General features: G+C 63.8%; 10 protein-coding genes and 1 pseudogene. 8 read left to right on the forward strand and 3 right to left on the reverse strand.

Annotated features, from left to right (window positions below):
• Positions 1–12: 12 nt before the first annotated feature.
• A complete protein-coding gene (locus tag HF877_RS16010) occupies positions 13–468 on the reverse strand; it encodes a TerB family tellurite resistance protein (RefSeq protein WP_169622171.1) in 456 nt (151 codons plus the stop codon).
• Between the two features lie 136 nt (positions 469–604).
• Between HF877_RS16010 and HF877_RS16015 the strand changes: the two genes are divergently transcribed.
• Positions 605–1543, forward strand: coding sequence for a zinc-binding dehydrogenase (locus tag HF877_RS16015; protein WP_169622172.1), 939 nt, complete (start codon positions 605–607; stop codon positions 1541–1543).
• 43 nt (positions 1544–1586) lie between these two features.
• Here HF877_RS16015 and HF877_RS16020 read toward each other — a convergent pair whose 3' ends face one another.
• On the reverse strand, positions 1587–2282 hold the full coding sequence (locus HF877_RS16020) for a GAF and ANTAR domain-containing protein (protein WP_169622173.1): 696 nt from the start codon (positions 2280–2282) through the stop codon (positions 1587–1589).
• Between the two features lie 232 nt (positions 2283–2514).
• Between HF877_RS16020 and HF877_RS16025 the strand changes: the two genes are divergently transcribed.
• From HF877_RS16025 to HF877_RS16055, 7 genes are all read left to right on the forward strand, one after another.
• Positions 2515–2856, forward strand: coding sequence for a metalloregulator ArsR/SmtB family transcription factor (locus tag HF877_RS16025; protein ID WP_169622174.1), 342 nt, complete (start codon positions 2515–2517; stop codon positions 2854–2856).
• 3 nt (positions 2857–2859) lie between these two features.
• Complete coding sequence (locus HF877_RS16030) at positions 2860–3345, forward strand: SRPBCC domain-containing protein (RefSeq protein ID WP_169622175.1); 486 nt, start codon at positions 2860–2862, stop codon at positions 3343–3345.
• 208 nt (positions 3346–3553) lie between these two features.
• Complete coding sequence (locus HF877_RS16035; RefSeq protein WP_240952520.1) at positions 3554–4927, forward strand: phosphatidylglycerol lysyltransferase domain-containing protein; 1374 nt, start codon at positions 3554–3556, stop codon at positions 4925–4927.
• Positions 4928–5060: 133 nt separating this feature from the next.
• Entirely contained in the window at positions 5061–5912 is an 852-nt protein-coding gene (locus HF877_RS16040) for a formate/nitrite transporter family protein (protein ID WP_169622176.1), read from the forward strand.
• 71 nt (positions 5913–5983) lie between these two features.
• Positions 5984–6433, forward strand: a complete 450-nt coding sequence (gene cynS, locus HF877_RS16045; RefSeq protein WP_169622177.1) for a cyanase — start codon at positions 5984–5986, stop codon at positions 6431–6433.
• 234 nt (positions 6434–6667) lie between these two features.
• Positions 6668–8083 (forward strand): glutamate decarboxylase, encoded by a 1416-nt coding sequence (locus HF877_RS16050; protein ID WP_169622178.1) that lies wholly within the window; start codon positions 6668–6670, stop codon positions 8081–8083.
• Between the two features lie 245 nt (positions 8084–8328).
• Positions 8329–9342: a zinc-dependent alcohol dehydrogenase gene (locus HF877_RS16055; protein WP_169622179.1), complete on the forward strand. Its 1014-nt coding sequence runs from the start codon at positions 8329–8331 to the stop codon at positions 9340–9342.
• An 852-nt stretch (positions 9343–10194) separates the two neighbouring features.
• Here the strand turns inward: HF877_RS16055 and HF877_RS16060 are convergent.
• Positions 10195–10422 (reverse strand): annotated as a pseudogene (locus tag HF877_RS16060) (transposase); the annotation flags it as partial.
• Positions 10423–10495 lie beyond the last annotated feature (73 nt).

Below are 10495 nucleotides of genomic sequence, written 5' to 3' on the forward strand. Positions count from 1 at the left end.
GGTGTACTGCGGTCAGAGGTCGAATTCTGCCGGGTTGATGCCGACCGCATGCGCCGCGCCCCGCACCGCGGCCTTCTCATGATCGTCGAAGAATCCGTCGGCACCGCCGATGATGATTCCGATCTGGATCACGGCACGAGCTTGATCCTGCTTGGCCTTGAGCTTCGCGATGGTGGCTGTGGCCTCCACCTTCCCGAAGTCGAAGTCGGACTCGAGCTTGCTGCAGTACCAATCGAACTTCTCACGAAGTTCGGAGGGCGGGAAGACCGACAGGACGTCGTTGCTCATGATGAGCGCGGCGGTCTTCTGCCGCTCGCTCGGATCGATACTGCCGTCGGCAGCCGCGATCAGCGCGCACATGGCCATGCTCGCGTTCGCGAATTCCTTGTTCCGGAACTGATCGCTCTTCGTCTTGAGCTGACCGCTCAGTTCGGTGGTCTTCGCCTTGAGTTGATCCCAGAACGCCATCGTTGCCTTTCATAGATGAAACTGTCGAAGTCCACTCTGCCATCACGGCGAACATCACTGCCCCAGCGCGCGAATGTCTACGGTGGAAAGAAGTCGGGCGCACAGCTTCGGCCCGATCCGACGGAAAGGTGCAGCAATGAGGGCATGGCAGTTCGAAGGATCCGGTAAACCGATCGCATTGAACGAGGTACCGGAACCGACGCCGGGTCCCGGAGAGGTCGTCATCGACGTCAAGGCTGCGGGCTTGTGCCACAGCGACATCATGTACATGGAGGTCGGGGAAGGGACCATGCCGTTCCTGCCGATGACCCAGGGGCATGAGAATGCCGGGGTCATCAGCGCCGTCGGTGACGGGGTCGAGGGCTGGAAGGTCGGCGACGTCGTGGGCGTCTGCTCCTCCGGCGTGCGCCCGCCGCTCGGGATGTTCACGCCCGGCGGGTTCGCCGACAAGCTCGTCGCCGATGCCCCTGATCTTGCTCGTGTGCCGGAGGGGCTCGACCTGTCGCTGGCGGCCCTTGCGACCGATGCGGGGATGACGTCCTATCACGCGATGATCAAGGTCGGCCACGCCACCACCGGGATGAAGGTCGGTGTCATCGGGTACGGGGGGCTGGGCCAGATCGGTACTCGCGCTGCAGTACTCGCGGGCGCCGAGGTGCATGTCGCCGAAACGAAGGAATCCGTGTGGGATCTGGCCCGGGCGGCAGGCGTCGCCGATGTCGTGCGCGATGCCTCCGAATGGGCCGGCCAGGGTTTCGATCTCGTGGTCGACTACGCGGGCTTCGACACTACGCAGAAAGCTGTCGACGCCGTGAAACGAGGGACCGGAACGGTCGTCCAGGTCGGTCTGGGGCTCCCGACCTTCACCATCCAGTCGGCGTCGATTCTCGGCAAGACCCTTGTCGGCTCGCTGGGAGGAACCGTTCAGGACATCGAAGAGGTGTTCGGCCTGTTGCTCGATCGTGAAATCGAACCGGCCTATACGGACATCGCGTTCGAGGAGATCGGGGCGGGCCTGGAACGGCTGCGTCGCAACGAGGTGTCCGGCCGCCTGGTCGCACGTTTCGGCGATTGACCTGAGCACCTTCGCTTCTCGGAGCGTCGGCGCGGGTCGTCGATCAACGTCCCTCGGGGCCGAGTTCGACGATCCGACCGGCGATCCGGGCCACCGGCGTGTTGGACTCCTGCGACAAGGCGACCAACATTTCGAACGCGCGCTCGGCGTCGACGGAAAAGCGTTCCATGATCATGCCTTTGGCCTGGCCGATCAGATCCCTCGACGCGACTGCGGACTGCAGTTGCAGTTGCCGTCGTGCCGCCACGAGCGCGATGGCAGCGTGCGCAGCCAGTACTTCTCCCAGATGCAACGACTCCGCATCGAAGACGTGTGGCTGTCCCGCGAAGAGATTCAACGCCCCTACCTGATCGTCACCGGTGTAGAGCTGGAACGACAGCACGCTCAGTACCCCGGCCTCGACTGCCAGTGGAGAGAACGTCGGCCACCGCGACTCCGTCGACAGATCGTTGCTGCGGGTGACGATTACGTCTTCCGCCGCGTCGATGCACGGTCCCTCCCCGAGTCTCGCCTGGAGCGAATCGATCCGAGAAGGGGTCTGTGAGGTCGCCGCATGCGATACGAACTTGTTGCGGCCGGTGACGGTGAGGATGTCGGCACATTCCGCACCAGGGATCAGGTGCACCGCGGCTGCGGTGATATGCCTCAGCGTGCTGTCCAGATCGGCACCCTGGGAATCGAGCGTACGGGCGAACTGGGCCATGGCGCGGCCGAGGCTGTCGTGATCGAACTCGTTCATCGGATGCCCCTGCCCGGTCGACGGCTCGGCGTGCCGTGAGGTGCGCATCGAGACGCCGGTTGCGCCTCCGCGCAGTGCGCGTCGTCAGGTCCACACTAACCCCGCGCTTCGGCTGCGACCCCTGGGTTCCTGTATCCCTCTCTGCCGCAACATATGAACTCGCCGAGGCGCCCGGAAGGAAGACCGCGCGGAACCATTGCACCTACAACCAGATGGTTGTACGTTTGGAGTCGTGAACGGAGACGACGAGGACCGGGCCGACGCCCTGTTCCACGCACTCGCAGACCGCACCCGCCGCGACATCATGCGGCGGGTGCTGGCAGGAGAGCGCTCGGTCTCCGCACTCGCGGCGCACTACGACATGAGTTTCGCCGCGGTCCAGAAGCATGTCGCCGTGCTGGAGAGAGCCGGTCTGCTGACCAAGCGTCGCAGCGGCCGGGAGCAGCTTGCCAGAGGCGACGTGGAAGCGGTGCGGTCGGTGGCCTCGATGCTCACCGAGCTGGAACAGATCTGGCGTGGCCGTATCGCGCGCATCGACGAACTGATCGCGTCCGACTCGACCCAGGAGGAATGAGTCATGCCTGTGACAGACATTCGCAAGGACACCGAGAACCTGAGCCTGACGATCACCGCGGACTTCGCCGCACCGGTGGAGCGCGTCTGGCAGATCTACGCGGACCCGCGTCAACTGGAAAAGGTCTGGGGGCCTCCGGAATATCCCGCGACATTCGTGGACCACGACCTTTCGCCCGGGGGACGCATCACCTACTTCATGTCCGGTCCCGAAGGGGAGAAGTACCCGGGATACTGGGAGGTCACCGCGGTCGACGAACCGGCGAGTTTCTCCTTTTCCGACGGATTCGCCGACGCGGATTTCAATCCCGATCCCATCCTGCCGGTGTCGGTGAACGTGTACACCTTCACCGAGCACGACGGAGGCACCCGGGCGACGTACGTGAGCACCTACGAGTCGGCGGAAGCACTCGAGAAGGTTGTGGACATGGGGATCATCGAGGGCTCCTCGTCAGCGATCGGCCAGATCGACGATCTGATAGCTGCCTGAACCAGCGAAAGGCAGTGCGCCCGCTCGAACCGGATCCGGTTCGAGCGGGCTGCTGCCGTGCTGAGCGAGCACAACCCCCGGCGTCGCGCCGGATACGCCGTGTCGGCGCTGTCGAGCGCTCCCTCTTCATCCGAAACCGCGGAGCGGGGGATTCATCCGGCATACGGTCGTAGGGGCGCCCGATGTCCCGGAGAATCGAGAGACACCCATGACGACCCTGCAATCCGCCGCTTCTTCTGCGACACCCGGCGTGCAGCGCGTCGGACTCCGCTTGTACCTACTCGCGATGATCCTGGTCGAGATCTCGGCGTATCGGACAGGTAGGGGCACAGCGCTGATCGTCGCCCTCGCTGTGGCGATCGCGTTCGTCGCACGCGGGGTCTGGCTGCGCCGTCCCGTGACCCGGATGCACGCGGCAGCGGCCTTGCTGTGTCTGCTGGTAGCCGGTCTCGCGTATGCCTGGGGACACAGTCATGTCGCGTTCGTCGCTATCGCGGTGTCGGGGCCCGTGCTGGTGCTTCCCGTGGCGAGCAAGCCGGAGCCGGAGGAGGAGGGTCGGATCGCCTCGCTCGTGCGGGAGTCCAGCGGCGACCCTTTGGCGCCGTTCGCGCTCAATTCGACCAAGTCGTACTTCTACAATTCCGGCCGCACCGCCGCGATCGGGTATCGGACCCGCGCCGGCATCGCGGTGGTGTCGGGCGACCCGGTGGGCCACGCGCCGGCGTTCGACAACCTGCTGTCGGATTTCTCGCACTTCGCTGCCGACCGGGGATGGCGGGTGGCTGTTCTCGGGGCCAGTGAGACCACCGCCCGGTTGTGGCAGGCGGGCGGTCGGGGTCGCCCGCGCCTGAGGTCGGTGTGTATCGGGTGCGACGTGGTCGTCGACGTCGGACACTTTTCCCTCGTCGGCAGGCGTTTCCGCAATCTGCGCCAAGCGGTACACCGCAGCCAGAACGCGGGAGTCACCACCGAGATCGTCGCGGAGAGAGACCTCTCCCCGGAAGTGCGCAGTCAACTGCTCGAGATCGTGTCCCACGCTCGCTCCGGCCACCAGCGCCGGGGGTTTTCCATGATCCTCGACCATCTTCTCGACGGGACGTACCCGGACATGATGATCGTCATCGCACGCGACCGGGACATGGTTCCCGTCGGGTTTCAGCGCTACGGCCTTGCGCATCACGGTGACGAATGGAGCCTGGACGTACCGTGGCGCAGTCCGCGGGCACCGAACGGCACAGACGAGCGGATGGCCGTCGAGGTCATCGACCACGTCCGGAGCGCCGGCGGAACGTCGGTGTCGCTGGCATTCGCCCCGTTCCCGGACCTGCTCGGCCCGAACGGCACGGGCCGGTGGCGGGCGGCGGTGCGCTTGGTGCTCCGCCTCGGAGACTCGGTCATCGCACTCGAGTCGCTGTATCGGTATCTGGACAAGTTCCACGCAGGATCGGACCGGCGGTTCGTCCTGTTCAAACTGCGGTACCTCCTGCCGGCAGCGTTCGCGATGCTGACCTTCGAATTCGTTCCTCACCGCGAATACAGCGCCCCCGCGACACCCGGCCGTAGTCCCGGCCTACCGCGCTAGCGGACACGCACGGGCTCACGCTGTGCCGGACACCCGTGCGAGGAAAACGTAACGCCGCGTTTCTCCGATCGGCACCATGCCGGACACACACTGCCGACACGCTTGCCCGGCACTGTCCGACCAGGAGGTTGATGTGTCCTACGTTCCCCCCGCCGAACTCGCTCGCTCGATGGTCGACGCCGGCCAGAGCAAGGTCCTCATGTCCACTCGGGACACGCTCATCCGTTCCTACATGGGCGGTGCGATCCTCGCGCTCGCGGCCGCCTTCGCTGTCACGGTCACCGTGCAGACCGGCAACGCACTGCTCGGCGCGGTTCTCTTCCCGGTCGGCTTCTGCATGCTGTTTCTGCTCGGATTCGACCTGCTCACCGGGGTATTCACGCTTGCTCCGGTCGCCTACATCGACAAGCGTCCCGGCGTGACGGCAGGTGCGGTCCTCCGCAACTGGGGTCTGGTGTTCCTCGGTAATTTCGCGGGCGCGTTCACGGTCGCCGTGATGATCACCTACATCCTGACCTACGGGTATTCCATCCCGCCGAACGATGTGGCCCAGCAACTCATGCACATCGGTGAAGCGCGCACCGTCGGTTACGCCGAGCACGGCGCGGCAGGCATGATGACCCTGTTTCTGCGCGGCGTGCTGTGCAACTGGATGGTGTCCACCGCTGTGGTTGCCGCGCTGATGTCCAAGAGTGTTCCGGGCAAGGTCCTGGTCATGTGGATGCCGATCATGTTGTTCTTCTACATGGGCTTCGAGCATTCGGTGGTCAACATGTTCCTGTTCCCCTCCGGATTGCTGCTCGGCGGCGAATTCTCCCTCGGCGATTACCTCGTATGGAACGAAATCCCCACGGTCATAGGTAATCTCGTGGGAGGAATCGTTTTTGTCGGCGCCGTGATCTACGTGACCCACATGCGCACCGCTCCCAAGCGGGGAGCGGGAACCGACACAGAAACCGCCGAATCGGAACTCACGCCGGCCTGACCGGGCATCCGTCCCGACAGCAGCGGGCAGTTCGCCCGCTGCTCCGACAACGACATCGACAGGGAGTACCCATGAACCCCATTCTTCCGAAGGCCGACGCTGCCGCAATTGTCGACGCGGCCAGAATCCGGCACGGACTCACGTGGGCGGACCTCGCCGAACATCTCGGCACCCCGCTGGTGTGGACGACAGCCGCCCTCCTTGGGCAGCATCCGCTCAGCCCTGACCAGGCGCGTCTCGTGTGCGAACGACTCGAGTTGAACGACACCGTCGCCGAAAGTCTTGCACTGCAACCGCACCGAGGTTCCTCACCCGAGGTGATGCGCGATCCGACGATCTACCGCTTTTCCGAAGCGCTCTCGGTGTACGGACCGGCGCTCAAAGCGCTCATCCACGAAGAGTTCGGTGACGGCATCATGAGCGCGATCAACTTCACCGTCGATATCACGCGACGTCCCGATCCGGACGGCGACCGCGTCGTTGTCACCTTCGACGGGAAGTTCCTGGACTACCGCTGGTAACCCGGTCAAGGGTTGAGGGTTCGCGAGGCGACTACGGTGTATTCACGTCTGTCATGGCGAACGCTTTGCCTGATCGGTCCGTTTCGGTTTCCGTTGATTTGGTTCTTTCCCGATTCTCGTGTTTCCGACCGCGATACGATTGCATGTCATAGGTGCCTGGAACTGCAAGGAACAGGTATGGCTGTCCGGTCGAGGTTCGGTCGTACTGTCCCATCCGCATTCTGAGGGGGAGTCATGTCCGAACCGGCCGATCCCACCGACTTCCGCGGACGCGGTGTCGGCACCAGCGATTCGATCTCGGCCAATCCGGTGTTCGAGCGGCCAGGAGAGGCCACTGAACTCCCGAAAAACCGTATGCCGCAGTCGGAGTCGTATCCCGACACCGCCTACCAAATCGTGCACGACGAGGCGATGCTGGACGGCAACGCGCGCCTGAATCTGGCCACGTTCGTCGGCACGTGGATGGACGACTTTGCCGTTCGTCTCTACACCGAGTCCGCCGACAAGAACATGATCGACAAGGACGAGTATCCGCAGACGGCGGCCATCGAAACACGGTGCTGGACAATGCTTGCCGATCTGTGGAGCGCGGCCGATCCCGACAACGCCATCGGAACGTCCACGATCGGTTCCTCCGAGGCGTGCATGCTCGGCGGGCTGGCACTCAAGCGGAGGTGGCAGAAGCGCCGGCGCTCCGAGGGCAAATCCACCGAGGCGCCGAACCTCGTGCTCTCGAGCGCTGTTCAGGTGTGCTGGGAGAAATTCTGCAACTATTTCGAAGTCGAAGCACGGTATGTACCCATTACCTTGGAGCACAGAACCCTCGACGGGCACGAACTCGACAAGTATGTGGACGAGAACACCATCGGCGTCGTTGCCATCATGGGCGTGACCTATACCGGAGCGTACGAACCTGTTGCCGAGATCAGTGCGGCACTGGATCGCATCGCCGCCGACACCGGCGTCGATGTCCCGATCCATGTCGACGGCGCGTCCGGAGCGATGATCGCGCCCTTCTGCCAGCCGGACCTGGTGTGGGATTTCCGGCTCGACCGAGTGGCGTCGATCAGCACGTCGGGCCACAAGTACGGCCTCGTCTATCCGGGTGTGGGCTGGGTGGTCTGGCGGGACAAAGCGGCGCTACCGGACGAACTGATCTTCTACGTCAGTTACCTCGGCGGCAGCATGCCGACCTTTGCGTTGAACTTCTCACGTCCGGGTGCGCAGGTGCTGTTGCAGTACTACATGTTCCTTCGCCTGGGGTCCGACGGTTACACGCGAGTCCAACAGGAGTCGCTGGCAGTCGCGCAGTATCTCGCGCAGGAAATAGCCAAGCTTCCGGCATTCGAACTGTGGAACGACGGCTCCGACATTCCGGTGTTCGCGTGGATGCTGAAAAAGGGTTACACCGACAAGTGGACCCTCTACGACCTGTCGGACAGGTTGAGGATGAAAGGGTGGCTCGTACCCGCGTATCCCATGCCCGACGACCTCGCGGACGTCACGGTGCAGCGGATTGTCGTCCGCAACGGTTTGAGTCACGACCTCGCCACCGCGCTTCTGGCCGAGATCAAGACGGAGGTCGACTTCCTCGATCGGTTGGAGACTCCGATTCCACGTGAAGGTCAGCCGGTGCTGTTCCACCATTAGTCGGCCCGCTCGTCGCTGCGGGAGCGATACACCATGGGCGTAGAGCGGTCCGTCGTCGCGAACGGGGAGGGTGCCAACTGCATACCGATCCGTGACCGAGAAGCCTGATATCCCGGCACCTCGTGGTCGAGGATGGGGTACGACGCCGGGAGAAGGATGGACGCTCTTCGGGTTCGGGGAGCATGGGGCTCTCGGGGTCGAACGGCTCGTGGATGTGCGGGCCCGCCCACCACAGGAGAATCGCGATGAAAGCAGCAGTCGTCACCGATTTCACAGCACCGCTCGAGATCCAAGATCTGCCCGTGCCCGACCCCGGACCCACCGACGTGCTGGTGAAGATGGAGGTCAGCGGTCTCTGCCACACCGATATCCACGCCGCACACGGTGATTGGCCGGTCAAGCCGTCGCCGCCGTTCGTGCCCGGTCACGAGGGCATCGGCCGTGTCGAAGCGATCGGGTCGGAGGTGACCGATCGCGCGGTGGGGGACCGGGTTGCCATCGCCTGGCTCGGATATGCGTGCGGCGCCTGCCGATACTGCATCTCCGGCTGGGAGACGTTGTGCGAGAACCAGCGCAACTCCGGGTACTCCGTCAACGGTAGTTTCGGTGAGTACGCCGTACTCCCTTCTGCTTTCGCGACCCCCGTTCCCGATGGCGTGTCCTCCGTGGACGCGGGTCCGCTCACGTGCGCCGGAGTTACGACCTACAAAGCGGTGCAGGTGGCGCAGGTGCGTCCCGCCCAGACCGTCGCGGTCTTCGGCATCGGCGGACTCGGCCACCTGGCGGTGCAGTACGCCAGAATCGCAGGTGGCTTCGTGATTGCCGTGGACGTCTCCGACGACAAGCTCGAGATGGCGCGGCGTCTCGGCGCAGACCACGTTGTGAACGCCAAGGCAGAGGATCCGGTAGAGGCGATTGCCCGGCTCGGTGGAGCGGATGTGGCTCTTGCGCTGGTGGCCTCGGCCGCGTCCTTCCAGCAGGCCTACGCCTCGCTGCGTCGAGGCGGGCGACTCGTGTGCGTGGCGCTGCCGGCCGGTGATGCGTCGCTGCCGGTGCCGATCTTCGACACGGTGCTCGGCGGAAAGTCCGTCATCGGCTCGATTGTGGGGACGCGCAACGACTTGGCCGACGTCTTCGCGCTGCACGCAGCCGGGCGCACCCAGGTCATCTCCGAAACGCGTCCCCTGGAATCGGTGAACGAGTCCATCAGCGATGTGCTGAGCGGAGCCGTGCCCGCTCGTGTGGTGTTCGAGTTCTGACCGCGCGCTGCCCACGCGCTGAGCGGGTCCAGCGTTGAAGGTTCGAGGACGAAGACGGCCCCGGCGACGCGATGCGTCGGCCGGGGCCTTCGTTTCTGAGCCGATGACGGGAATCGAACCCGCGTATTCAGCTTGGGAAAGTGAATGAACGGCATCGGCCCAGGTCAGCCGGGTAAGAACAAGACCGACTAAGGCATGATAAGCACGGCCATGTCGGGCTTCCACACGTACCTCCACTCGTACCTTTGTGTCGGGTACGGGAGAGTGAAGGCGTAGTTGCTCGTTGCCCTGACGTATGTCCTGTTGTGGGGCGAAGCTGAGACGGCCGCGAGACCAGAACTCAGTGGCTGGAACGGTCGGAGGGGATCACGAATGTGCGTTCAAACGACACGATGTTGCGTCCTTTGCCCTGGTACGTGAGGATCACCGCCTTGCGGCCAGATGTATTGGCAGGTGATCCACTCCAGCTGCCTAGACGAACGGGATTGTCTGTATAAGTTATCTTTGACGCTACGCGACCGATAATTTATTCGGCTGATCGGTCTTGGTCACCGTCACATCGGCCTCGAATTCAAGGGTTGTCGACAGTCACCCTTGGATGGGGAGGTTCCCTAGCCATCGGTTGTAGTGATGCGTTCATACCTGAGGTTCAGTACGGTTGCGGGAATTGGACCGTCCATACTGGCGCAACAGATCAGTCACGCGCTCCAAGGCCTCCAGATAGGCGACAGCGCCCTCGTCCGCGTAGATACGGGCGAGTAGCTGGGGCTCGTCCGGGTGCACGCCAGCGTGAAATTCTGGGTCAAGTCCCGTGAGGTGGTGTGCGAGGTCGTCGCGTGATTCCTTGTCGGGTTATGCGGTCAAGGCGGGCGTCACCTCCTCCGTCGGTTCGGTGACGGTCTGAGCGCGACTATTGCTGCGGGAACGGGCAAGGACGTCGAGTCCGAGATAGCGACGCCCTTCGATCCACTCGTCGTGCTGTTCGGCGAGCACGGCACCGACCAGTCGGATCAATGCAGTCCGGTCGGGAAAGATCCCGACCACATCGGTGCGACGACGGATCTCCTTGTTCAGCCTATCGGTTAACCGGCTCTCTCACGACACGATCATGGTTGCGGCGTGAGGTCCGGAGCCGCCGGCGATGAGGGGCGCA

This window comes from Rhodococcus sp. BL-253-APC-6A1W (genome assembly GCF_012843405.1).
In the GTDB taxonomy this organism is placed as follows: Bacteria; Actinomycetota; Actinomycetes; order Mycobacteriales; family Mycobacteriaceae; genus Rhodococcus.

Bases quoted from the DNA above. Each gene is read 5' to 3' on its own strand.
- HF877_RS16015 (WP_169622172.1), top strand. From the start codon at position 605: ATGAGGGCATGGCAGTTCGAAGGATCCGGTAAACCGATCGCATTGAAC.
- HF877_RS16035 (WP_240952520.1), top strand. From the start codon at position 3,554: ATGACGACCCTGCAATCCGCCGCTTCTTCTGCGACACCCGGCGTGCAG.
- HF877_RS16020 (WP_169622173.1), bottom strand. From the start codon at position 2,282: ATGAACGAGTTCGATCACGACAGCCTCGGCCGCGCCATGGCCCAGTTC.
- HF877_RS16030 (WP_169622175.1), top strand. From the start codon at position 2,860: ATGCCTGTGACAGACATTCGCAAGGACACCGAGAACCTGAGCCTGACG.
- HF877_RS16010 (WP_169622171.1), bottom strand. From the start codon at position 468: ATGGCGTTCTGGGATCAACTCAAGGCGAAGACCACCGAACTGAGCGGT.
- HF877_RS16050 (WP_169622178.1), top strand. From the start codon at position 6,668: ATGTCCGAACCGGCCGATCCCACCGACTTCCGCGGACGCGGTGTCGGC.
- HF877_RS16055 (WP_169622179.1), top strand. From the start codon at position 8,329: ATGAAAGCAGCAGTCGTCACCGATTTCACAGCACCGCTCGAGATCCAA.
- cynS (WP_169622177.1), top strand. From the start codon at position 5,984: ATGAACCCCATTCTTCCGAAGGCCGACGCTGCCGCAATTGTCGACGCG.